Origin of the sequence: uncultured Fibrella sp., assembly GCF_964250085.1 — a bacterium.
Classification (GTDB): domain Bacteria; phylum Bacteroidota; class Bacteroidia; order Cytophagales; family Spirosomataceae; genus Fibrella.
In genome coordinates this window covers 545514-570911 of the sequence record NZ_CAXUEC010000002.1, presented here as the reverse complement: position 1 = coordinate 570911, position 25398 = coordinate 545514, and the positions used below count along the sequence as shown (strand labels likewise).

Annotated in this window: 16 protein-coding genes and 2 tRNA genes; 8 read left to right on the top strand and 10 right to left on the bottom strand. The window is 53.8% G+C overall.

The features are described from left to right. Positions 1-7: 7 nt before the first annotated feature. Positions 8-550, bottom strand: coding sequence for a DUF1599 domain-containing protein (locus ACFE8Q_RS07835; protein WP_375444813.1), 543 nt, complete (start codon positions 548-550; stop codon positions 8-10). A 115-nt stretch (positions 551-665) separates the two neighbouring features. On the opposite strand from ACFE8Q_RS07835, the gene folP reads away from it, so the two are divergent. Both folP and ACFE8Q_RS07825 read left to right on the top strand, forming a co-directional pair. Next, the gene (gene folP, locus ACFE8Q_RS07830) at positions 666-1523 is read left to right on the top strand and encodes a dihydropteroate synthase (protein ID WP_375444812.1); all 858 of its coding nucleotides are present in this window, start codon (positions 666-668) and stop codon (positions 1521-1523) included. 84 nt (positions 1524-1607) lie between these two features. Continuing rightward, positions 1608-1680, top strand: a tRNA-Lys gene (locus ACFE8Q_RS07825). 52 nt (positions 1681-1732) lie between these two features. Here ACFE8Q_RS07825 and ACFE8Q_RS07820 read toward each other — a convergent pair. Further along, the gene (locus ACFE8Q_RS07820; RefSeq protein WP_375444811.1) at positions 1733-4399 is read right to left on the bottom strand and encodes a DUF5686 and carboxypeptidase regulatory-like domain-containing protein; all 2667 of its coding nucleotides are present in this window, start codon (positions 4397-4399) and stop codon (positions 1733-1735) included. Between the two features lie 231 nt (positions 4400-4630). On the opposite strand from ACFE8Q_RS07820, the gene ACFE8Q_RS07815 reads away from it, so the two are divergent. Together ACFE8Q_RS07815 and ACFE8Q_RS07810 are read left to right on the top strand one after the other, a co-directional pair. Beyond that, entirely contained in the window at positions 4631-5695 is a 1065-nt protein-coding gene (locus tag ACFE8Q_RS07815) for an ion channel (protein ID WP_375444810.1), read from the top strand. Between the two features lie 120 nt (positions 5696-5815). Continuing rightward, entirely contained in the window at positions 5816-6721 is a 906-nt protein-coding gene (locus ACFE8Q_RS07810) for an LD-carboxypeptidase (RefSeq protein WP_375444809.1), read from the top strand. Positions 6722-6789: 68 nt separating this feature from the next. Here ACFE8Q_RS07810 and ACFE8Q_RS07805 read toward each other — a convergent pair whose 3' ends face one another. The 8 genes from ACFE8Q_RS07805 to ACFE8Q_RS07770 form a co-directional block, all read right to left on the bottom strand. Then, a complete protein-coding gene (locus ACFE8Q_RS07805; protein WP_375444808.1) occupies positions 6790-7764 on the bottom strand; it encodes a hypothetical protein in 975 nt (324 codons plus the stop codon). Positions 7765-7997: 233 nt separating this feature from the next. Next, a complete protein-coding gene (locus ACFE8Q_RS07800; protein WP_375444807.1) occupies positions 7998-8333 on the bottom strand; it encodes a n-acetylglutamate synthase in 336 nt (111 codons plus the stop codon). Between the two features lie 34 nt (positions 8334-8367). Then, the gene (locus tag ACFE8Q_RS07795) at positions 8368-9141 is read right to left on the bottom strand and encodes a class I SAM-dependent methyltransferase (protein ID WP_375445151.1); all 774 of its coding nucleotides are present in this window, start codon (positions 9139-9141) and stop codon (positions 8368-8370) included. A 238-nt stretch (positions 9142-9379) separates the two neighbouring features. Further along, positions 9380-11956 carry a hypothetical protein gene (locus ACFE8Q_RS07790; RefSeq protein ID WP_375444806.1) on the bottom strand — a complete coding sequence of 859 codons (2577 nt, stop codon included), beginning with the start codon at positions 11954-11956 and terminating at the stop codon, positions 9380-9382. Between the two features lie 156 nt (positions 11957-12112). Further along, on the bottom strand, positions 12113-12724 hold the full coding sequence (locus ACFE8Q_RS07785; RefSeq protein WP_375444805.1) for a gluconate 2-dehydrogenase subunit 3 family protein: 612 nt from the start codon (positions 12722-12724) through the stop codon (positions 12113-12115). Then, a complete protein-coding gene (locus ACFE8Q_RS07780) occupies positions 12721-13182 on the bottom strand; it encodes a four helix bundle protein (protein WP_375444804.1) in 462 nt (153 codons plus the stop codon). The genes ACFE8Q_RS07785 and ACFE8Q_RS07780 overlap by 4 nt, the downstream gene beginning before the upstream one ends. A 115-nt stretch (positions 13183-13297) precedes the next feature. Continuing rightward, entirely contained in the window at positions 13298-15049 is a 1752-nt protein-coding gene (locus tag ACFE8Q_RS07775) for a GMC family oxidoreductase (RefSeq protein WP_375444803.1), read from the bottom strand. Between the two features lie 194 nt (positions 15050-15243). Continuing rightward, positions 15244-17862 (bottom strand): M14 family zinc carboxypeptidase, encoded by a 2619-nt coding sequence (locus tag ACFE8Q_RS07770; RefSeq protein WP_375444802.1) that lies wholly within the window; start codon positions 17860-17862, stop codon positions 15244-15246. Between the two features lie 197 nt (positions 17863-18059). Here ACFE8Q_RS07770 and ACFE8Q_RS07765 point away from each other — a divergent pair. The 4 genes from ACFE8Q_RS07765 to ACFE8Q_RS07750 all read left to right on the top strand — a co-directional run bounded on the left by ACFE8Q_RS07765 (position 18060) and on the right by ACFE8Q_RS07750 (position 25261). Further along, positions 18060-18131, top strand: a tRNA-Glu gene (locus ACFE8Q_RS07765). Between the two features lie 259 nt (positions 18132-18390). Further along, entirely contained in the window at positions 18391-21624 is a 3234-nt protein-coding gene (locus ACFE8Q_RS07760) for a WGR domain-containing protein (RefSeq protein ID WP_375444801.1), read from the top strand. Between the two features lie 34 nt (positions 21625-21658). Further along, a complete protein-coding gene (locus ACFE8Q_RS07755) occupies positions 21659-23305 on the top strand; it encodes an SWIM zinc finger family protein (RefSeq protein WP_375444800.1) in 1647 nt (548 codons plus the stop codon). 432 nt (positions 23306-23737) lie between these two features. Then, positions 23738-25261, top strand: a complete 1524-nt coding sequence (locus ACFE8Q_RS07750) for a reverse transcriptase domain-containing protein (protein WP_375444799.1) — start codon at positions 23738-23740, stop codon at positions 25259-25261. The last annotated feature ends 137 nt before the right edge of the window (positions 25262-25398 follow it).

Sequence of the window (25398 nt, the reverse complement as noted above, 5' to 3'; positions counted from 1 at the left end):
ACAAACTTTATTCCAGAGTCAGTTTTATGAGGCAAAAGACGGCGTAATTAATCATGTCCATGTAGTTGGCGTCAACCCCTTCCGAGATGAGCGTAGCCCCCTGATTGTCTTCGATCTGTTTGGTACGCAGTAACTTCATCAGAATCAGATCGGTCATCGACGAAACGCGCATCTGCCGCCAGGCTTCACCATAATCATGGTTTTTGGCAAACAGCAAGTTCATCACCCCATTCATCTGCTTGTCGTACAACTCCTCAAGTTCATCGGTTGGAATGTCGGTGCGCGTGTCGGCGTTGGTGGCCAACTGCATCTGAATCAGGGCCATAACGCAGTAGTTGATGATGCCGACAAACTCAGGTTCAATGCCTTCGCCTACTTTGTTGACGCCCGTCTCCTGCAAGGTGCGGATGCGCTGGGCCTTGATATAGATCTGATCCGTGATGCTTGACAGCCGTAAAATGCGCCAGGCAGTACCGTAATCATGGTTTTTTTTCAGGAATAACTCCTTGCAACGCAGCACGACCTGCCGATATTGGGCTTCTGTAGACATAAATTCAGTTTACTGTTTTCTGTTTACCGTTTTCTGTTGCGCTGCCACAAGCGTTCGTCAATTGTAAGCAGCGCAACAGATAACGGTAAACAGAAAACAGTAAACATATTTTTTGATGCTCAAAATTACGCAAAAAACGCTGAACTGCCGGGGGCGGCTTGTCGATCTGACGGTGCCAAAGGTGATGGGAATCCTGAACGTGACGCCCGATTCCTTTTATGCCGGCAGCCGGCTCGATGTGGGCCGGGAGGTAGAAATTGCCGCCCGAATGCTCGACGAAGGAGCCACCTTCCTGGACGTCGGTGGTTATTCGACGCGGCCCGGTGCGGCCGATGTTAGCCCGGCCGAAGAGGCTGATCGGGTGCTGCCGGTTATCGAAGGCATTCTCGATAGCTTCCCCGACGCACTCATTTCCGTGGATACGTTCCGGGCCGATGTGGCGCGGCTGGCCGTTGAGCAGGGTGCCGTGCTGATCAACGACGTGGCCGGTGGCACGCTCGACCCGGCGATGTTTGCTACGGTGGCTGAACTGGGCGTCCCGTACATCCTGATGCACATGCGGGGTACGCCCCAGACTATGCAGGCGAAGGCAACCTACCAGAACGTAACGCTCGACGTGATCGATGAACTAGCGAGTCAGCTAGCCCAACTACGTACCCAGAGTGCTTCGGGGTTGCCTGTCGACGTAATTATCGATCCGGGCTTTGGCTTTGCCAAAACGGCCGAGCAGAATTTTCAACTTCTCAACGAATTAGCGGCGCTGACTACCGTATTCAGTGAGCCGGTGCTGGTCGGTATATCCCGAAAAGCAACTATCTGGAAAACGCTAAACGTGACCGCCAATGAAGCACTGAATGGCACAACGGTGCTCAACACGGTGGCTTTACTAAAGGGAGCGGTCATCCTGCGTGTTCACGACGTACGGCAAGCGGCTGAGGCTGTGATACTTACACAAATGATGAAAAAAGTTTGATCTTCCTCTTGTGTTCATAGGTGTAAACGCCTACTTTTGCAGTCCCAAATCGGTACTCAACATTGAGTTACTAATTTGGACAATGATCTGGTAGCTCAGCTGGTAGAGCAATACACTTTTAATGTATGGGTCCTGGGTTCGAATCCCAGCCGGATCACATCGAATTAAAAAAGGCTGGTAGCAAAATGCTACCAGCCTTTTTTGTGTTCTCAGTCTCTGCCAAACTTCAGCGACGTACCTACGAGGAAACCCGTGCCCATGTACTTGCCGCCCTGAATCTGTCCCACCACTTCGACACGGAAGAAGGGAAAACCGGGAATCAGGCCATCAAGGCCGTAACCTACTTCGGTATAGTTCCTGCTGGCGGGGGTGCCCAGGTAATGCACGAAGAGGTTTTCTTTCAGACCCGCCAGCCGCACCAGCGTTAGTTGGGTGATCAGCAACTGCCGAAATTCGCCAAGTACGTGGGCTTCCGCAAAGCGACTGGGCGTACTGTATTGATAGTAGGGCAACATTCTGAATGAACTCACCGGGTCGCCCAACTGGAAAAAGAATTCGTTACCCTGGAAATGCTTGACGTCGGGGAAAAAGACGGACGAACTGTTCATGAACCCACCCGCCGACAGTTGATAAGCCAGTCGGCTGCGGATGCCTGTTTCAACGGAATGTCGCCAGGTAACCTGACCAAAATCATAGTCGACATCAGAGCCGCCCACGCCCGAAATACCTTTGCGGTAGTTGAGCGTCAGAAGCGGCGCTTCGCTATTGCGTAACTGGATGCGTTTGCCGTTGCGAATACGATACCGAAGTTCGCCCAGGCGCAGTGAGGCGTTCAGGTTGAGGGTCAGGGCCTGATGCACGGGAAAAGCCGCGCTTTCAACTTCACTATTGGCGGGGCGGTTGGGCGTGTAACTAAACTGGTTCCAGTTGATCAGCGGCTTGATCCCTTCTTTGTAGTTGGCCAGTTCGGTGCGTTCGGCATATTCGAGGCTGCCGCCAAACTGCAACCGCCCTTCGATCGGGAATGACGATACGTTTAGTTTCAGATAATCTTTCTGAAACAGCTTCATGAAGTTGCGCTCGAAAAGCACCGTTGTCAGGCCATTCAGGCTGGGGCTGATGGGGTTATCGGGGTTCAACTGCGCCACAAAACGCCCGCCGGACAGTTCCAGGTACGTTCGTTTATGCTGGTAACCTACTGTGCCAAAGCCAATAAATTTTCCCCGCCCAGTCTGATAGCGCCCCAGCCCCGACCAGGACCAGAACGTCTGCTTCACACTGTCGATGCGGTGACGATAGCGGAGCGAGGCGTCGAGTGTGATGCCTTCCACGGTGTTGAAATTGGCCGCCGCCAGCGGGCTGGTCCACGTGATCGACGTAGCTCGTGATGGGTTCCAGGTTTGTGTGCCAGTCAGGACGTTGAAGGAGGTCCGGGATTTCTTTTTCGCAGCCTGTACGCGCTTTGTGCTATCGGTCAGGGTTACGCCTTTACGAATGGCCACAATGCTGTCGCCCTTCTGGTAGCTGACCACCTCAGCTTTGGTAAGCGGCACGGTGCGCAACGAATCCCAGAAGGCATTGCTGCGCTTTTTGGCCAGCGTATCGATCACCGTTGAGTCGTTTCGGACTACGGCCACGTCTTCTTTCCGCGCTTTTCGTGCCTTGTATTCCTGCTTCTCGTATTCTTTGACGAGTTGCTTCATGTTTTTGGTCGAAAATTCTTTTTGTTTTGCGACCGCATCCGCAAAGGGCTGGTTCTTCACGTCGGTCTTGCTTAGTGTGCGCGCCGGTGGGTTGAAGCGCTCATCCACCACCTTCACATCTTCCACAAAGCCGGGATTTAGGGTGAAGTCGCGGAAGGTCTGGTTCCGTACAAACTGGGCGGTGAAGGTGGCTCCCATGAACGACCCGTTGATCTCGAACTGCTGGTTGACCGGCATCCAGACATTTTTTACCGGGCTACAGACCACCTTTGTCAATATGCTGAACCCCAGCTCATTGCGCGTCTCTAGCTGGGCGCTGTAGACAGCCCACGTGTCTTCAATAATATAAAGTGTGCCACGCATTACGCCATCGCCAAATTGCTTGGGAATCACCTTGATCTTCGACACGTCGACGCCCTGTTCGTGAAATGTGCCCTCATATTCGAACTTGTAATACCCAAATGCATTGGGGGCCAGCGGTGATACGGCGCCCAGCAGTTTGGGCGTGTAGAGCGTTGCGTTGTAGTAGCTGGAAACCTGAATAAAGTCACCCTGTGAGTTGCGGTTAGCGATAATGCGTTGCTTGACGGTATTGGGCAATCGGAAATCGACCTCAGCTATGGTTTCATTCAATACGGGCCGACCTACCTTAAAATTGGCTTCCTTCTCGGCTTCTTTCAACTGTTTCTGATACAGGAATGTCATCGGCAGTTTGTGCACAACAATCGACGATTTGGTGTAAACCCGGGCGGTGAACTGCTGCACCTGCAACTGGTGAAAACGGGCTTTGGCAATGGCTCGCCGCATGATACTCACCGCCGGGTCTTCTGTGTTTTTGCCGATCTTTACGTCCTGCAACGTGATCGACTGTTGGGTCATCGTTACGTTAATTTCCTGATACCCATCAGTAATCGTCACGGATTTTGACTCAGCTTTGAACCCCAGAAACTGAAAAACGATCTCGTACTGACCGGGTTTAAGTGCCAGTTCGTAGCGGCCTTCTTCGTTGGCGATGGTGCCCAGGGTGGTTCCTTTGGCGGCAATGGTGGCGAAGGACATGGCCTCTCCCGTATTGGCTTTTACAATGCCCCGGATGCCCTGTGCCAGTGACGCAGAAAGGCTGAGGATCAGAATGCTGGTAGAAAGGAAGACGATTCGTAGAAACAGAAGCATAGGGATGGATCAGGTACGTAGGTGATGAGGTAGGCAAAGAACGGCAGCGAAGCCATTTGATATGTTGCTTTTATATGAAAGGAGGGTAATAGAGGTTAAATATCACGTTTCAAGGCATAAAGATGTATCACCTGGATGCCGTTTATTACGTAAACGTTGTACGCCATTGGAATAATGTCGTGAATCAAACGGCGGGCAGATTTGTACTACTGTCGCATCCCCCCCCAGGTTATGAATAAGAAGACTACGCTCGACGGTAAACTGAGTATTGGTTCGGACTCGTTGCCCCACAAATCGTTTCAACAACGGCTGGCCGACCGGCGCCGGGGCAGCAGCACACTCGTTGAGCAGGAAGAAAAACGGGAAGACCTCGGTTTCGGCACAAAAATTAATGATTCGTCGTCGCGGCTGGTCAACAAAGATGGCAGTTTCAACGTCGTGCGGGCGCATCAGGGTTTCTGGAATCAGGTAAACCTCTACCACACGCTGATTACCATGCCCTGGCCAAAGTTTCTGAGCCTAGTATTTACTTTTTATATATCCTCCAACACGCTGTTTGCGACCTTCTACGGGCTGCTTGGCTACGACCACCTGGTTGGGCTGAGTAACGTAACACCCGACACGACCCTTGGCCGGTTTATGGGTGCCTTCTTTTTCAGTTCGCAGACGCTGACCACCGTGGGCTATGGCCACATCAGCCCAATGGGGTATTGGACAAGCGGTCTGGCTGCCATTGAATCCATGTTTGGTTTACTGCTCTTTGCCATGGCTACCGGTTTGATGTATGGCCGTTTCTCGCGCCCCGTAGCCAGTATCCGGTACTCGGCAACATCTATTTTTGCGCCTTATCTCGATATCAATGGCTGGATGTTTCGTATCATCAATCAGCGCACCAATCAACTGATCGACGTACAGGTTGAAGTGTCGCTGTCGCGGCTTGAAAAAAAGGCAGACGGTATGCTGTATCGCCGCTACTATCCACTTAAGCTCGAACGCAGTAAGGTTAATTTCTTCCCGGCCAACTGGACACTGGTTCACCCTATTACGGATGAGAGCCCACTCTATGGGTGCACGGCCGAACAACTGGCCGAGTCGGATGCCGAATTCCTGATTTTGTTGCGGGGCATTGAAGACACCTTCAACCAGGCGGTACATAGCCGGTACTCATATCGGTTCGATGAGGTACGCTGGGGAGCTAAATTCAGACCGATGTATACCGGGACCGATAAAGGAAGCAGAGCCTCACTGATAGACCTCGATCAACTCGACGAAACCGACCCCGCTGAACTCAATTAACAGTGATCAGTTATCAATGATCAACTAACAATGATCGGCATCCAGGTACGTTACCGGGCCTATTAATTAGTGTTAACTGCTCATTGATAACTGTTAACTGATAATTGTTAATTGATCATTGTGAAGACTCCTCCCTTTCTACAGCCGGGCGATACCGTGGTTATTGTGGCACCGGCCAGCCAGTTTCCGTACGAAGACCTCCAACGTGCGTTCGATGTGCTACGGCACGATTGGCAGTTAACTGTGCTCGAAGGCAATCACTTACGGGCGCAGGCGGGTGCATTTGCCGGTACAGATGAACAACGCCTGGCCGATTTTCAGCAGGCCATCGATGACCCGTCGGTGCGGGCAATCTTCGCGGCGCGAGGTGGCTACGGCTCTTATCGCCTGGTCGACAAACTTGATTTCACACCTCTGCTGACGCAGCCAAAATGGATTGTCGGCTTCAGCGATATTACGGTGCTGCTGAGCCATCTGCAACGGCTGGGTGTTGCCAGCCTTCACGCCATCATGCCCCGGCAGTTCCGCCTGGATGGCATCGCCGATGATGTTGAAACATTGCGCCAGTGGCTGTTTGGCGAACCTGTTGCGCCCTATGCGGCCCCGGCCCACCCGCTGAACCGTCTGGGATCGGCCACAGGTACGTTAGCGGGCGGTAATCTGTCGATGCTTATGCATACGCTGGGTACGTCCTCTGAAGTAGACTGGACGGGCAAATTGCTATGTATCGAAGATATCGACGAGACCATTTTTGCCCTTGACCGGATGATGATTCAACTTCGGCGGTCTGGCAAAATTGCCGGGCTGGCGGGCCTGCTTGTGGGTACGTTCTCCGACATGCGCGACAATACGACTACGCCATCGGGTACAACACCATATGATGTCATTGCCGAGGCTGTTGCCGGCTATACGTACCCGGTTGCTTTTGGCGTTCCTATTGGCCACGAAGGGCGCAATCTGGCGATACCGGTATGTCTGGAGGCAACACTGAACGTGGGAAAGGAGGGAAGCCTGCTTGTATTTTGATGGTGGATGCTGGCTATTGGACGCTGGATTAGTAACCAGTCCGGTATCCAATAGCCAACACCCTGCTTCTATCGCTTGATAAGCGGGTAATCGCCTCTAATCTTCAGGGCGGCCCGGCTAAGTGGCTGAGGACCGCGCTCCATCCAGTAGCTCTTCACCCGAACGGGGATAATGGAATTTAGCTGGCCCGTTACACCGCAGTCCTGTCGGCCAGATATCCAGGCGTTGGCTGAGCTATTTTTAACAATATTGATCCGGCCAATGTCAAGGTTGGTAAAGCATTTGCAGTCTTCTGCCAGGCCAACCGGGTCGAGTACAACGATGGTAATATCCTGTACATTCGGCGTTTTTCCTTTGGCAATCTGCTCGCTCATGTGCCGTAACAGCGTTGGCAACTCCTTTGTGGTGAAGATGGAGTCGTTTCTAAGCCCCCACATTTGCACGGAGGTAACATGCCCTTTTGCTTCTGAACCGTAGCGCTCAGATACTTTGCCGAAATACAACTGAGTGGTCTGTAACGATGTGCCATCCGTTTTCCAGTCAAAAGCGCCGTCGATGAAACGGGCATCCGTGTTGGCTTCCAACTGCCCGAAAAGCTCATCCGAAAACTCGCTGTTCCAGCGGGTCACCTGCTTGACCAACTTTGCCGGATCAACACCCGTCCAGAAAATACTACCGTTTTCGGGCGAACTATAAGTAAAACCCACGTCCAGAAAGTCGATCATTTCACGGGCAAATTTGGCCCGTGCCTGATCATTGCGCAGAAAATCGTTGGTGTAGGCACTGGCGGCCGTAGCGGCATTGTTTGGGCCCGAAACACCTGTTATGGAGCGTTGCCCCCCGGCTACAGCCAGTGCCCGACGCATAGCTGCCAGCCGGATCTGCTCGTTGAACGGAGCCGCTCTGATCTTTTGCTTCACTTTCTCGAGAAGGGCCGGGTCGCTGGATATCCGCCTGAACCACTGTTGAGGGTTTTCTCCCGGATTTTTGGGGATGATGCGTCCGTAGAATTCGATGAGGTCATCGCGTAGTTTCAGGTTCATGGACAGAAGAGAGAGTTGATGTACTTCGCAGAGCAAACTCCTGAAACGGGCGGTCGAAACGTGTCGGCAGCGATAAATCAGCAGGATGAATAGAACCAAAAGTAAGGTAATGTATGGCAACCTGATGCTGGTTGCGGGTAACCTTAACCAATATTTACTGGCTGGTTACCAGGTTACTTACAGGTACGTTCCCGTTTATAGCCCGGTAGGGTTTTTTGCAATTGCCTACCAAATCAAACCTCGTCGACCACCGACGTACCCGACGACTGGTCGCCCGACGTCCACTGCCAGGTTTCATGTAGCCGTATTTTTCCGTTGGGCAGTTGCTCCGGCACCGACTGGCATTGGCCGGTCATCAGTTGTCCGTCGGTGTTGATCTGGTGGTAGCGAAAGTCCAGTTGCCCGGCTTCATCGACAAGTCCCAGCAGGTGTCCCGCCACAATACGGCCGCCGCTGTACTCGGCCATGAGTACATTGCCAACCTGTTTATAGTGAAAGATCGTCTCGGCCGATGTTTCTCCGTTACCGCTATTGCTGACGGCCCGAAACGTTTTGTTATTGTAGTACATATGCGGTTAAAAGCGTCGCTTTGTCAGCATGCGATTACGCTTTGCTTGCCGACAAGCCAATGATTGGCTGGCTGCTTACGATGGCGTTCCAGTAGCCTTCGTCGTGGGCGGCAACACCTTCGGGAGATGCTTCCACGGCATGCCATTGAATGGCCGAGAGGCCAGCCTGGCTCAGGGCGGTTTCGTGGGTGGATTTGGCCAGGTGGTAATTCGTGACGGCAATGTGCGACATATCCGACTGGTAGAAACGCCAGGTAATTTCGGCCCCTTCCGAATAATCGGCGTTCTCCCGCGTGAAGCCATACGGAAACATGGCCTCAACGGCCGCCTGATAATCGGGGTTGCTGTTGATGGTGACGAAACGGCCGCCCGGCTTTAAATGATTGGCGATGACCTGTCCCATCCGAAAGAGTTCGTCGGCAGTCTGGGCGTAGTTGAGCAGGTACGTGGCGCAGATCAGATCGAATTTTTGGTCTAGGTTCAGCAACAGCGCATCCTGACAGTGATAGACCAGCCCAAGCGGATTTTGCGCTTCTGCTTCCTTCGCCAGTTGAATCATCCCGTCGGAGATGTCGACGCCAACCACTTCGGCCGCTCCCCTCAGCTTAATTTGTCGGGTGTAAAACCCTTCGCCGCAGGCCAGGTCCAGCACGTGCAGGTTCGAGAGGTCACCGACTACCTGAAAGAATGTGTATGACTCAATGTGTTTTCGCCAGGGCAGCATTTTGGAAGCCTGGTATTCCCTGGCAATGGCGTTGTAATTGGTCGACATACGGTGCCGGTTTAGGTCCTGTTGGTTTGGCTTTATTGGTGAGTTGAAAAATAACCATAACCCATTGATACCTCATCATTTATCAGCTATACGGTAACGGAAGTGGGTTGCGCACCGCGGACTTCAGTCCGCATTTTCAGGCGATAAAATGCGGACTGAAGTCCGCGGTACGCAACCCACTGATCGTAAACGACCGATGCCATCGCTGGGAGGCAATGGCATCGGTCGGCGGTTGTCAGGTACGTTACCTAATCGTATGGCTACTAAAAACGGCTTATACGTTTACCGTTATTTTCTTGCTGCTGATCGGCTGTTGTCCCCGCAATGAAAACCACAAACCGGCTACCACCAGGGCAATCAGGAGGAGGTTGGCGAACAGGTCGAGGCGGTTGCCCAGCGCAACCACGGGCGGGTCGAAGCGGAATTCGATGGTGTGTTTGCCCGCCGGTACCCGCATGCCACGCAGGATATAATCGGCGCGGAAATGGGGCGTTTCCTTGCCATCAACAAAGGCTTTCCAGTCTTCCTGGCCACGGTAATAAATCTCCGAAAATACCGCTACCTGTTCCGTTGGGCTGTCGCTCTGGTAGGTCAGCTTATCGGGTGAATAGGCCGTTAATTGAATCGACCCCGCTGGTGTCAACGTACCTGGAAGCCCCGATAACTGGTCGGCGAAACGCTTGTCGACAACGGCCGTTTGCTGAGGAAGCAGGGTTTTCAGAGCGGCCATTTCTGCGTCGGCGTCGGCTACCTGCTGCACCGTCTGAACGAACCAGGCATTACCCAGCGCATTGGGGTTTATCTGCGGGGCCGGGTTGCCCGTCGGTCGTCCGGTACTATCAACGGGCGCGGCAATCACGTATTTCACGTTCAACATGTTCAGGATGTTGTCGGTGTTTTCGGGGAAGGCGTAGCTGATCATTTCCTGATAGCGCTGTAGTTTCGCCGCGCTATAGCCGCCAATTGATTTGTGGAAATACGACGCCCGATTGTCGTTCATGAAACCGAAACCGCCTGTATTTTCAAACACCCGGTAGCTGAGCGACTTGTCCTGGAGAATCTGCGCGTCGGCAGGCGTTTCCTCAAACGCCGAATCGACGGTTGAATGGGAGATGAAGCTTTGGTTATTGATAAACCGACGTCCCAGGCTATACACATCAACGGTATTCAGTAGGAACAGTAACGGCAGCAATAGCCCGGCTTTTAGCTTGTCGGTCAGGAAAAGCCAGATCAGTCCGCCCGCCAGCGTAATGTAGAAGAATGCCCGGAAGGCATCGGCCCGCAGCAAACCGGCCCGGTCGTCCTGCAAGGCGCGTAGAATATCGCCACCTTCGGGGCCAAACATGGCGGCATCGTTGGCTCCCTGAAAATCGAACAGGCTACCGCCTAGTAGTGCCAATACCAGCGCGAGGCCACCTGTGAGGCCAAAAGCGATCAGAAAAGGTCGCTGAATGGCTTTGAAGGTCGGTTTTGTTGTGAGCAAAGTTTGCAGGGCCAGGGCTGCTCCGCCCCCCAGGAAGATGGGCGTCATGGTGAGGGTCATGGTCACCGCCCGGAACTTGTTGAAATAAGGCAGGTAATTGAACAGGAACCCGTTGAACCACAGCATGTTCTTGCCCATCGCCAGCAACAACGTCAGCAGCAGACCGCCCAGCATGAACCAACGCAGAGACGACCGGCTGATGAGCATGCCCAGCACAAATAGAAATACCAGCATAGCCCCTGCGTAGGCAGGTCCGTTTGTGGTGCCCCAATAGGTCGGTATCTGACTGATCAGTTCATCGGCCGATAAACCTTTGTCGACCAATACTTTGTAAGTTGCCGATTTGGCATCGAGTGAACCCGCTCCGGCCAGGCCACCATACAGGTTTGGAATAAGTAGGGTCAGCGCTTCGCTTACGCCGTAGCTATATTGGAACGCGTAGTCTTCATCGAGCCCATCGGCAGGCTTGGCGCGGCCCGACGTTTCGGCTGTTGCCGCTTGTCCAGGCGCAGTAACGGCAGTCGTTTTTGCCGTCAATTCCGACTTGCCGCGCGTCGTTTCTTTCGAGTATTGGTTCAACACCAGCAGCCGCTTGCTGAACGAAGCCAGACCAACGCCCGTTGTGACGCCGAAGATCGCCAATCCGATCAGCAACTGACGTACCTGGCCAAGTCTAACCAGCCGGATACCTTCGATCAGCGCGTAAAGGCCGATGCATAAAAACAGGTAATACGTGATCTGTACGTGGTTGGCGCTGATATTCAGGCACGAAAACAGCGCCGTTACTGCCGCCCCCGGCCAGTAGCGACCCCGGAGGCAAAGTACCAGCCCGGCGATCATGCCGGGGCCGTACCCCAGCGCCAGAATTTTAGAAATATGACCGGCTTCAATCGTAATCAGGTTCCACGACGCCAGCCCATACGCTACAGCTCCGATAGCCGCTAGCCACCCCCGCGACGTACCTGAGAGTGCCGGGACGTCCTCCTCGCCGCTTAGGTTGTTTCGGCTCAGCAACACGACCAGCAGAATGTACATGCCAAGCATCTGCATGAAAACCACGTCAATCGGTCGGGGAAATAGCCTGAGCACGGCCGCCGCTGCCCGGCCAACGTATGTATTTGGGTAATCGTGGGCGATGAGGTAGCCGGGCATGCCGCTAAACAAGGCATTGGTCCAGTTGGGGAACTGCCCGGTTTCTTTTTTGTACTGCCGCAACTCCATCGTGGCGGCGTTGCCCTGCCGAACGTCCTGAAGCGGTAATTCTTTCCCCTGCCAGGCGGGCAGGAAGTAGAGAGAGGTAATGACGAACAGCCCGAAAATGAACAGTAAATGGGGCCGTAATCGCTGAAAGAAGGTGCTTTGTTCCATACAGGGCAAAGTTAGGGGTAAAACCTGTAGGGGCAACCCATCGTGGTTACCCGCTTTCGGGTGTAACAGCGCCCGCCTACAGAGATTTACCAACTAGCTTCTTAGCGGTCGCTATCGCGCCCGAAAGCGGGCAACCACGATGGGTTGCCCCTACAATCATATAAACCCATACTGCTTCAGCACCGCTTCGGGTGGGCCGTCCCAGTTGTTGGGGGTGTTGCCTTTGTAGCCCAAATCTTCAATGCCCATCTTGCTGGTGTAGAAACCAGTGAGTGTGTAATTGCGCATCAGCGAAAAGAACGCCACCCCCTGCGATAGTTCCGGTTTGGCTTGTTGCGGGTACGCAATCAAATCTACCATCTCGATTTGTTGCGCTTTGGTTGCCTCCGCGAAGGGCTTGCTAAAGCGTTTCCGGCACTGGTTATCCAGCCAGGCCAGACCACCCCGCATAGGCGTCTGGTTGGCAGGCTGATCTTTCATCAGAAACTCGATAAACGCCGGTACGCCTGCCTGCGACGCGCTGCCCGATTTGGCATCGGCGGGCAGAATAATGTCGACTAGTATCGTAACTGTGCGAAGCTCAGCGGGGGTGAAAAAACGCTCGGCATTGAGTTTGGCATCCCGCTCCGCCTCGAATGGCTGGCGTCCGCCCGGAATTTTCAGGGGCACCTTCTTGTCGGGCGGTGCCGGTACCGCCGCTTCCACGGGTCCAATAGCCAGGCCAAGGCTACTCAGCGACAAGGCTTTTAGTGAATCTCTGCGCTTCATAGTTTGTCTACAGTAAAAGTTTGTGGTTTGTAGTCCGTAGTTAGTGGTTCTTCGACCATCGGCGATTGGGTATTGTATTTGAAACCCCGGTGTTCCGACGTTTTAAGGTAATTGATAAATGAAGCAGTCATTCGTGTTATTTGATCCGCTTTCTGGTATAAGCTGTCAAACTGTTCTTGTGAAAGGTAAGACCGGTCATAGGCTCTGTAGAGTTGTGACTTAACTTCATCCGTTGACCCCATAGCGAAGCCTAAAAATTGAATAAACTCTTTACGATTACCTCGCCCAAATCCCTCCGCAATGTTATCCATAATAGACCCGCTCGCGTCGTTAATTTGCCTCTTGTGACCCAGATCATTTCTAAACGGGAGTTGCTGAGTCTGATTGAATACCAGTAATGCTAACTTGCGAGCCGCCTTCCAGACGTTCAAATCGTCAAACCGTTGTACTGTAGCCATTAGGTGATAGGTTAGAATTTATGGTTCGTTGTCTGTGGTTTGTAGTTGGCTAACGCGTCAGCAATACGCTTGCGTCAGCCAACTACAAACCACAGACGACGAACCACAAACCAAGTCAAATATTCTTCCGCTTCACCTGATCGATCAGGTACTCAGACGTGCGCATTGAACTGGCGAGGATAGTCCAGGTTACGTTCTTATCGCCCTGCGTGACAAACGGCGCCGCATCGACAACAAACAGGTTCTTCACATCGTGAGCTTGCTGGAAACCATTCAGTGCCGACCGTTTGGGATCGTTACCCATCCGAACGGTGCCTACTTCGTGAATGATCTTGCCGGGCGCTTCCAGTCCGTAGCCATGATTGGTGTTCGGGCCGGGTTTAGGACCGGTTGGAATGGCACCCATCGCACTGAAGATCTCCTCGAACGTATCCTGCATGTGCTTCGCCTGCTTCACTTCATAGTCAGACCATTTGTAGTTGAAGCGCAGGGTCGGAATCCCGTATTTATCCACCTTCGTGGGGTCAATTTCGCAGTAGTTGCTTTCGAGTGGCACGGGTTCGCCCCGGCCAGCCATGTTCACGTAGGCCCCGTAGAACCGGCGGGCGTCCTCTTTCAGGCGCGAGCCGTAGCCACCGGCGGGTAGCGACTGGCCATTGGCGTATGGATACTTGCCATTCATGTTTTCCAGCCCCATGCCAAAACCGAACGAAGGCATACCCATGCCACCGCCGTACTCGATATGGTACCCACGCGGGAAATCCAGTTTCTTGTTGTCGAGCCACCAGGGCGTGTATACGTGCATACCGCCAACGCCATCTTCGTTGTAACGTACCCGGTCCATCAGCGCCGGTACAAACGCCGACCGCGACGCCCCCGTCGAATCGTTCAGGTATTTGCCCACCACACCACTGGCATTGGCCAGTCCGTCCGGGTGGCGTGCCGACTTCGAGTTGAGCAGAATCCGGGCCGACTCGCAGGCACTTGCTCCCAGCATCACCGCCTTGGCGCGTACCGTATGTTCCTGCAACGTACCTGTATGCACAAAGCTGACGCCCGTGGCCAGACCCGTTTGCGGATCGGTAAGCACTTCGCGGCACATCGCCCCGTTGATCAGCGTAACGTTGCCCGTTTTCACCGCTGGAATACACAGCACCGACGACGACGAAAAATCGGCGTAGGCCTGGCAACCCCGGTTACACTGGTTGCAGTAAAAACACTGACCACGTTCATTATTAATGGCTTTTGTCAGAATAGACAGGCGTGATGGAATCACGGGAATGCCAATGCCTTTGCCCGCTTTCTGGATCAGCAGTTCGTGCAGACGCGGCTTTGGTGCAGGCAGGAAGTGCCCGTCGGGCTCATTGCGCATGCCTTCTTTCGACCCAAAGACACCAATCAATTTGTCGACCCGGTCGTAGTAAGGGGCCAGATCGTCGTACGTAATTGGCCAGTCGTCGCCCACGCCGGTGAGTGATTTACGCCGGAAATCGTCGGGACCAAAGCGAAGCGAAATACGACCCCAGTGGTTGGTGCGTCCGCCCAGCATCCGGGACCGGAACCAGTGAAATTCGGTGCCCGCTTTAGCCGAATAGGGTTCTCCCTCAATGTCCCAGCCACCCCAGGCCGCGTCGAAGTCGCCGAAAGCGCGTGTGGTGCCTGCGCCGCGCCGGGGTGATTCATACGGCCATTTCAATTGCGTAATATACTTCGGGTCGGCAGGGTCGAAATAACCGCCCGCTTCAAGCAACACCACCTTGGCGCCGGCTTTTGCCAGCATGTAGGCAGCCATACCGCCGCCAGCCCCGGAGCCAACAATAGCGACGTCGTATACGGTGGGAGTTTCTTTGATCTGAAAAGAATCCATGTAGTGCCCGGTTTTGATTTGGATGAATTACAACTGGTAAAGACAAATTCACGCAGAATATCCCTATTGAGTAGTCTGGAAAGTCAGACGGGTTGAGTGCTGGGTCTGGACAGGCGTTAGTAGTGATCTGCCTTTTCTCTACTAACGCCTGTCCAGACCCAGCACTCAACCCATCTGATTATCAAGGCTGTCTGTTAATTACCACTCATGAACACGGCGTTGCCAAACAGGAGCTTGCCATTGTACCAGAATCCCCGGAATAATGGGTTGTCGGCCAGGTAGATCACCTGACCACGACCCAGTTCCTGCACGCCGATGGCGAGCGTCTGCTTCAATTTCTCTTTGGCGTTTTTCCCGGCGAAACCAGCTACTAAATTGCTGTCTTTCAGGTAACCTACGTTCCAGCCGTCTTTCAGAATATCGTAGCTATGAGCGTCCTGAACCAGGGTGTAATAGCCGCCGCCAAGCCCGAAGCCCAAGGGGTGGGTAGCATCCAGGTTGAGCCGGTAGATGCTGCCCGGCGTCTCGTCCGAAACGGCAACCCGCTCACGATCAGCGTATATTTTTAGCGAATCGGTTAATGCTCTTTTGCCTTTCGCCTTATCCTGATCGCCTTTATCATCCTTCTCCTTCAGATCGAATCCCTCTTTCCCCACCAGCGCACCCGCCGCCCGTTCCATCGCAATCAGTTTGCCGCCGCCGCGTATCCAGTCGCGGATCGACGCCAGCGTGCGATCGGTTAAGATGCGGCCATATGAATAGCCATTGGCCAGTACCAGCACGTCGATTTGGGTCCAGTCCACACTGCCTAGCTCAGCGCCATTGATCAGGCTGATGGGGTATTTCAGTTCCTGATCGAAGTAATGCCACACCTCGCCCACCGACGTTGCCGACGTGCCATCGCCCGATACCAGTGCCACGCGGGGAGCCTTCAGGGCCATAACGAAATCAGAACCGAAATCAGAGCCCTTCGTCACGAAACCGGTTGTCACGGGGAACAGCGTGACGTTCAGATTGGCCGCTTCCTGCCGAACCAGTTCGTCGAATCGGTTGCCGAGGCGTTCGTTACCCGCTCTGGTGATCAGCAACGTACCTGCGCTATATTGTTTACCAGCCAGCTCAAACGGCTTCTCGGCGGTACGTACCCGGATTTTTCTCTTCAGTAAACCCGCCAGCAACTGCACCGACGGCATAGACTGCCAGTTGGCCAGGTAGGCATAGGGCCGGTCGGTACTCGCCGAAGCGGTGGAGGTGGAAGCCGGTTTGGCCGTTATCGCCACCGGATCAATCCGGCTCGTAAGGCCATAGGTTTGCAGGCCAAACGCGTAGGGGAGCGACCAGGCCGTGATGTCGTAGGTAACCGAGTCTTCCAGCATCGACTTTGGCTCGAAGAGAATTTTGAGCAGTGTAGATTTTGGCTGGTAAGCGCTGATGATCAGGTCCTGTTCCTCAATCGAAACGCTCTTGTCGTTGGCCTGCGTCATGTAATTGTACACGCCCTGCAACGTACCTGACGGTTTACTTTTGGTACTGCCACCAGCCGAAACCGTCTGTGCTTTGCCCGCCGTTCCGTAAAGAATATGGTTCTTGTCGAGCAATTGGCGAAGGGCCGACAGCTTACCTTCATCGCCACCGCTCTTTACTACATATGTTTTATATAAACCGACGGGTGTATTCTGTGCTTTGTCGAAAAACGACCCAAACTCCTTCACTACCTCCGCCGACCGGTCGGCTACTGATTCGAGGGTGGCAAACGAAGAGGCTACATGGTGGTCGATGCGCTGCCAAAGCGTCAGCGTGTCGCCATCGTCTTTGCGAACAGCCAGTCCGGCCCGGCTATTGCCGCCCTGTTCGTAGGTCATGCCAATGGCACCATTGTAGGTTGGGTACGTGTCGCCGTAGCTGGGGTAGAACAGATCGAACCGTTCGCGGGTGTAATAGAGCCAGTGATTCTTGTCGAAATAGCGACTGCAATACTGCCCAACAACGGTCTGGAACTGCCGTTGAAAGGGGGTAATATCTTCGTGATACGGCTTGGCAGAGGGGGCAAAGTAATAGGGACTGTTGTAGCCCATTTCGTGAAAATCACCGTGCAGATGCGGCATCCATTGCTGATAAAGGGCCATCCGCTGCTGCGTAATTTCCTGCGTTTGCCAGGCCCAGTCGCGGTTTGGGTCAAAATAGTAGTGCGTGTAGCGCCCGCCGGGCCAGGGTTCGCTATGTTCGCGGGCAAACGGCGTCGGATCAGCCACGCGGCCCTGCATCTGATTGTACCAGTTCACATACCGGTCATGCCCGTCGGGGTTGAGGCCCGGATCAAGAATGACCACGCTGGTTTCCAGGATTTTCGGCGAAATGGTGAATTGGGAGCTGGCCTTACCAGGTTCCAGCAGGCCGTATAGCACCTCCAGAAACGCCTCTGAACTGACGGCCTCATTGCCGTGTACATTATAGCTCAGCCACTGAATAGCAGGTAGTGCTTTGCCCGATGGTTTCCCGGCCAGCATACCGATCCGGCGCAGGTTATCGGTGCGGATTTCTTCCAGACGGGCCATATTGGCTTCACTGGCAATGGCTACCACGGCCAGTTGCCGACCTTCATAGGTAGTGCCGTAGGGAATCACTTTAACTCGATTGGGAGCCAGCCGGGCAATTTGTTCGGCATAGGCAATAACGCGATGATGAGGTGTGTACCGTTCGCCAATTGTGTAACCCAGAAACTGGGCCGGAGAGGGAAGCGTACTTTGAGAAAACAGCGGTGTACAGAGCAGAAATGTACAGCAGGTAAGGAAAGCGATAAATTTTTTTTTCATGCCATTGGCGGGTAAAACAGGTTGAGATTGAGCGGATTGTTACTCGTCAAAAATAGCAGTAAAAGGGGCTGAACCCATTTTTTGAAGAAAATTTTAGGGGTAGGTGTTGCATTTTACGATCATCGCCGTACTTTTGCATCACGATTCGCTGACGGCGTGGTTGAGTCATCAAAAACACGTCAGGTCTGTTAAAAGACGGTCGATTCGTCTAGCGGTTAGGACACTGCCCTTTCACGGCAGCGACACGGGTTCAAGTCCCGTATCGATCACGTAGTACAGCCCCGGTGCCGAAAGCATCGGGGCTTTTTTTTGTGATCCTACCATCAATAAAACCTGGTCCGTCGACCATTTGGAGTAGTAAGTCTACACTGTAATTGCTTGATTGGCCTATCCGATTTACCTTGCTATTTTTAGTAACTATATATTATTTTATGTGTATATACAAGGGTTTTAATTCGTGAAAAGTACTTTTTAAACGACAACTGCGGTTGCTTTTTTGTCTATCTTGCCCGCCAGAACAGGTAGAACATGAGGGTAATCCGGCAAGCGAAACTGCATTTCAAAGAAGGTAATTCCGACAAGGTTTATGAGGTTGATTTAGCCGAAGTTGGGGCGGGTGAGTACGTCGTCAACTTTCGCTACGGGCGTCGGGGAGCCGCGTTAAAGGAAAGTTCGAAGACGACGTCGCCCGTTGGTCTGGCGCAGGCAGAAGCGCTGTTTAATGCCCTGGAAGCTGAAAAACGCAAGAAAGGGTACCTCACCGATGGCGTAGCTGTTGTTGTGCCAACGGCAGATTCTGTAGTAGTTACCGACAAACCAGCCAGTCGGGAAGAAGCCATTGAACGCCGGCTTACCCTCTTGGCAGCAGGTCAAAATACCTTCCCGACTGCCTGGAAACCATCGAAAGTAATCTGGATGGCGGGCCAGTTAAAGCTTCAGCAAACGGTACCATCATTGCTGCGTCTGGTTGAACGGGCCGGTGGCGTAAAAGGCGACGATTTGCAGCGATACTCGACAATCTGGGCGCTGGGTCGTTGCGCCGGGTCACCGCACGATGTGCAGGCCATCCAGACCATTCAGCCTTATTTTACCAACCCAATTTACAGCGATAAAGTAAGGCGAATAGCGGGCGAATCCTTACTGCTACTTCTTACGGGTACTCAACGGCAAGCGCATCTAAACGACCTGATAAACCAGTTGCCGTCTGATGTGCAGACGCTTGTTGCGGTTGCCGATACGTCAGGCCTGACAGGCTGGCTCAGGACGCAGGTGCTGGAGGCTACCCCACCGCAGGCCGACACGCTGGAAACATTGTATAGTCTGGCCCCGGATCACCCATTTGCGAGGCAGCCGTTGCTTGCCACGCTACGGCAAATACCATTCAGACCGGGCTATTTCCGGGCGGCACGGCACCTGCTGAAAACGGCCGAACTCCGCGACGATTTTGAGGTACAGGGCCTGCTAGCTTATCGGTTCGAGAAAACGCGCGCTTTCTACAGCAAACCGTTGCGTGATTATTATTCGGAGAGCGAGAATTCTGATCCGCCCAGGTACGTATCGGCTATTGGGGCGAAAGTTAAGGTGAAGGCCGAACTGAAAAAACCGGATAGCCGACTGGCCTATTCCAACGTGACCCGGCAGTTCATGCAGAAACGGCTGCAAACCAGCCTGACTACGTTAGGCGAAGCCGGGCACACCAACTACGTTCGGCTGGCTACGGCCATTCTGATCAGTTACGATAAAGCGACTGATTACGAAGCGGGCTATTCGCATGACGAGACGCGGTGGGAGAATGTGCCGGGGCAACGAAACAAACAGTACGTTACCTACACGCGGTACTTTCCGACCTATGCCAACGCCATGCTGATGAACCAGATCCTGTTCGGAAACAGTACCCGCCTGGCCATTCACTGGAACGGCATGTGGGCTGAAAAAGAACTACGGCCACAAGCGAATAACGCGGTGGCGGCGCAACAACCGAAGTCGACGACTCTCGGCGTCCTGAGTTCGCTGTTTGGCCGGGTTGCTGAACTGCTGGGGGTACAACAAACCGAGTCGGCCACGACTCCCGCCTCAGAGGGCAAGGCCGACGTATCTGTTCGGGAAGAAATGTATCCCAACCTATGGGATTCTATGCCACAAGCGTATGTGCAGTTGCTGCTTCGGGCGCGGGTAGACGAAATTCACGCGTTTGCCTATCGAAACCTGATTCGTCACCCCGATTATGCCGCCATAGAGGCGCGGATCGACCTGCCGATGGTGACGCAACTGCTGCAATCACCCTTCGAAATTCCGGCCCGTTGGGGTGTGGAGTTGATTCAGAAGCGGTTGAGCGATCGGCCCGACACCAGCCTGATCGCTTTGTTGTTGCAAAGCCCCGTAGCCGAGGTTCGTGAACTGGGCCTTCAACTGACTGAGCAATACGCTGATACTACGCTGACCGATCCCGGTTTTGTGTTGCAATTGGCACTGTCTGAGCACAAGAATCTGCGAACTGGTATCCGTGCGATGCTGCAAAATCGCCCGCTTACGCCTGAGCAACAACAATCACTGCTGGGTAGAACCGTTGCCCAGCTACATCTGCTGACAACCAATGATGAGCTGACCAACAAACGCATCAGAAGCGTTACGGACCTGTTATTGGCGTATGCTTCGGCTGGTTTTGCCAATATAAGTGAGGTCATTTTGCTCGATCTGATCCAGATTCCCGTTGATGCAACCAACGAGTTGGTGGTCCGGCTCCTGAAAGCCAATGGAAGCCTGCCTTCGCCTGTACTTCTGGCGAAACTGGTAGCCAGTCCGGTTGAGTCAGTTCGTAAACTGGCTGACGATCTGGTCGTTGTGCCACCGGTGCAGGATGAATTCAATGATAGTTACAAACGGGTGCTGCTGCCCGAACTGGTATTTATGTTGACCCATAAAGAAACTGGTGAGGGCGTACATCAGGCGGCGGCAACGTTTATCAGAACGTACCTGACCCATGTGTTGCCACTATTGGCTATGCCAGAAGTGCTTCGGCTGGTGTATGCCAATTACCGTCCGGCGCAGGAAACCGGTTTACTTGCCTTGTCGGTGTCGACAGAGCAAGCCAATCTGACCATTCGGCAGGTCATTGCCCTGGGCAACCATGACCTGCTGGCGGCCCGGCAATGGGCGGTTCAGTTCTTCTACGGCAACGTACCCAGAATCCGGTACGAACGCGACGAAGCCATCCGTCTGCTCGATGCGGAGTGGGCCGACACGCGGCAGGGAGCCATGCAATTCTTCCGCGATCACTACACTGCCGACGACTGGTCGCCGACTACGCTGATTGCCATTGCCGATTCGGTACGAGCTGATATACAGGCGTTTGGTCGCGAATTGATTGGCCGGTTCTTTACCGACCAAAATGGCCCCGAATACCTGATGAAACTAAGCCAGCACCCCGGCGAGGCGGTTCAATTATTTGCCACCAACTACCTGCAACGCTATGCTACCGACCAGCCCGAACGGCTGCGCGAACTGGCGTTTTACTTCCGAACGGTGCTCATGCGGGCGCATCGCGGGCGGGTGGCCAAAGATCGGGTGCTGGCGTTTTTACAGCAGGAAGGGCTTAAATCGGAGGAAAATGCCAGGTACGTTGCCAAACTCCTGACTGAGGTGTCGGCGACTTCGGCCATTGGCGACAAGGCTTCCTGCCTTCGGATTTTACACCGTTTGCAAACGCGTTATGCCACCATCACGGTGCCTTTTGTGCGGCAGGAAGTAGCTTTTCCGCTATAAGTAGTTAGTCACTCACGTAGACGAATCAGCAAGGATGCTCTTTAATTATAAATTCAGTGGCAGCACGTCGGTGGTGAGCAATGCCAGTTCAGTGGGCATGTCATTTGCGCCCGACACCAACCGCACGCCTACCTTTTTTGTGGGAAAACTGCACCGGAAACTGGCTTTTCGGGAGGCTATTTCGGCCCTTCACGATGTTGTCGTGTCAGATATGCGGTTTCAGCCCCGCGACAAAACAACGTACCTGGAATGGGCCGCGCAGCAGGAGGCCATCTGGCTGGGCGAATACATGGCCGAACTGAACATTGGCGACGTGAAAGAACGCATCGCCGATCTGCGGGGGCAATTGCAAACGGTACAGCGGCAGATGAACGACAAAATGCAGCCTTATTTTACGGCCCGGCAGCGGTATTTCAACTTCCTCTACGAACGTGACAAAGATGCCTGGTTCGTGCTCGACCCCGTCATTACGGTTCACCCGGATGAGGTATTTTTTGAGTGCTTTTCGCAGGATGAGTCGTCGTATGGCAAATTATCGGCGAATTATAATGTCTTCAAAGAGATCAACGAGTTTGCCTGCGGCACCACCAACGTCGACTATTCGGCCGATCTGTACAACGAATTTCAGAAGATACGGGATTACAAAGAGACCGATTTCAGCATCGACCCATCCGGCTTTTCGGTGCAAACCACGGATGAAGAGGCGTACAAAGAAGTGAAGATCGACCTGCCCGATAGCTGGGTACGTGGCTTTCTGCAAGTGTCGTCGGCCATGACGTTACCGGCCACGACGCTGCACCTGCACCCGATGGATGTGCATGATATTTGCCTGATGCTGAGGCGGTTCAAAGAGCGAAAAGGCCCGCGTTCCATCCGATTCAAACTCACGCCCGGCGAGCCGGTGAAGCTGGTTTTCGAGCCGTGGAACAAAGAAATGGTGTGTGCCCGCTCACGGTATGATGGCGCAGAAGCCAAAGAAATCCGCATCTGGGGACGTCGTCGGCTGTTAACCCTGGAACGGCTTGTGCCGGTGGCGCGTGGGTTTACGGTGCATCTGCTGGGGTCGGGTTTACCCTCGTTCTGGCTGGCCGATCTGGGCGACATGACCTTCACGCTCGGCCTGTCGGGCTGGTCGGCCAATGACTGGTCGCGGCTGGGTAACTTCGATTTGATGGCCCCGCGCGGCGAAATTGCCCCGGCCACGGCGCAGGTGGTATTCGACGAACTGAAGAAAACGTGGTTTGCCACGCCCGATGCGCTGGCCAAACAGTTGGGCTACAATCAGCAAATGGTGCTGGCTGCGCTGGGTACGTATACGCAGGCAGGCCGCGCCATCTACGACCTGCATCAGGGCGTATACCGGGTACGTGAACTCAGTCAGGACCCGTTGCCGACCGATCAGCTTCGGTTTGCCAACCCACGGGAAGCGGAAGCCAATCGGTTTGTGGCCGATGGAAAAGTGAGTTTGCAGGCCAGTCAGTTGCCCGAAGGTGTTCGGCTCAAAGGCAGTGTAACGTCGGCCGGTAATCACACCTACCACCCCGAACTGCTGATTGACCTGGACGAGCGCATGGCCAAAGCCACCTGCGACTGCGCCTATTATGGGCAGAACAAGCTGATGAATGGCCCGTGTGAACACATGCTGGCGCTCAGGATGGCCTACGGACGAGTACCTCAGTAGGGGGTGGTCCAGGTTCAGAAGTCAAGTTTAAATGTACTAACAAATTACTAATTGTTATTGCCTGACAACTTGTCGGGATGTAGATTGCAGCATCAATGCGTTAGTGACAGAGTTGATTCTAAAAGCCTTGCGTTTCCTTCGGGAAAAGAATGATGTTTCGTCATTCGGGCAGTAAGACTACACACGCGTCACTACGCCAATCGTTACTGTGGGGGAGGGGTACTAGTGCACTACTTTCGGTGCCCCTCCTGTGGAGGTAAGTAGTGCACTAGTACCCCTCCCCCTGGAGTTGATTGGCATAGTTCTGAGTTTGATCGAAGGTATATTTATTGATCGCTCTGGCACTAACGCATTGATTTTTCTTCTGCAAAACGGCCGCTTTCGGCCCTGCATCTCCGCAACACTGTCGGGCGTATCCGTTACGAAAGACGCATGACCCGTCAGGAAATTTACGACCGCATTCGCGACCTCGGCTCAAAAGATGCTTTTGTGTTGGGCGAAATGAAACGGCTCGGCTTCTGGAACGCCGACCAGCCCACCGTTGAATCGCAGTTAATTGAGCAGCAGGCTACACTTCAACGCCAGCTTAATGAACTGATCGACAAGCAGAATCGCTACAACAACCGGCAGGCCATGCTGGCCGAAATGCGCAAAAGCCGGATGGCCGCTGCCCGTCAACGCCGTGAAGAAACAAAGAAACGCCGCGAAGAACTTCGTAAACAGCGCGCTGAAGTATGGCAGAAAAAGAAGGAAGCAGACCTGACGTACCTGGGCGAAGGCGTCTCCAAAGGGCTGGCCGGAAACACATCAGACCAAACCCGGCTAACGCAGTTTGGGTTGCCTCATTTCGAAAGCCCGCTGGCACTGGCACTGGCTATGGAGCTTTCGTTGAGTGAATTGCGGTTTCTGGCCTTTCATCGGCCCGTGTCTACGGTGACGCATTACAAATCATTTTATCTGCCTAAAAAGTCGGGCGGGAAGCGTTTGATTTCGGCCCCTATGCCGCGCCTGAAAAAAGCCCAGCACTGGATACTGGAACACCTGTTGCAGAAAATTACGCCCACCGAACAGGCGCACGGATTCACCACCGGCCGGTCGATTGTCAGTAACGCGCAACCGCATGTAGGGCAGGAGGTAGTGGTCAATGTTGACCTGAAAGACTTTTTTCCGACCATCAGCTTTCCGCGGGTAAAAGGCCTGTTTATCGCCCTGGGTTTCGCCGAACAGTTGGCCACGCTGCTGGCGTTGCTTTGCACCGAGCTTCCCACCGATGCCGTTTCGCTGGATGGACGTACCTATTTCGTGGCTACCGATGAGCGGCGATTGCCACAGGGGGCACCCACCAGCCCGGCCATTAGCAACCTGATCGCCTACCGGCTCGATCGCCGGTTGCAGGGCATGGCTACCCTTTTTGGGTATGCCTACACCCGCTACGCCGACGACCTGACGTTTTCCGCATCAGACACGGCCGCAAAACAGGTTGAACAGGTGTTGTGGTCGGTGAAGCAAATTGTTGATAGCGAAGGATTTACTGTGCATCCTGACAAGGTTTCGGTGATGCGGAAAGGAGGTCAGCAGCGGGTTACGGGCGTGGTTGTCAATGAAAAGCCGAGCGTTGACCGGGCCACGCTGCGCCGGTTTCGGGCATTACTGCACCAGATCAGCCTGACGGGTTGGGCTGGGAAAAGCTGGGGAAACGCCGTCGCTGATCAGCAGGCTGACCTCAGAAACGTGGTGATGGGGTACGCCAATTTTGTGGCGATGGTGAAGCCCGAACAGGGGCAGGCACTTCGGGAACAGATCAACAAACTCGTCGGCGGATCAGGCTCTACTTCGTCGGGCAACGTACCTGCGCTCGAACAGTCGACACCTGCCAGCGAGTTGGACGCATCGGATACGTTGTTACAAACGCCACCTGATGCCAACGTGAGCAAAGACTGGTGGGATGTACTCTAATACTCGCTACCTCGTGTTAAAGGTGAAGCGGGCGTTGGCCAGCTAGCGGATTTAGGAAACGAGTGTATATTGGGCAAGACTGTCGAAGGGCAGCGAAAACGGCCCTAAAGTGATGCCCTAGTCCGCAATTACCCAAT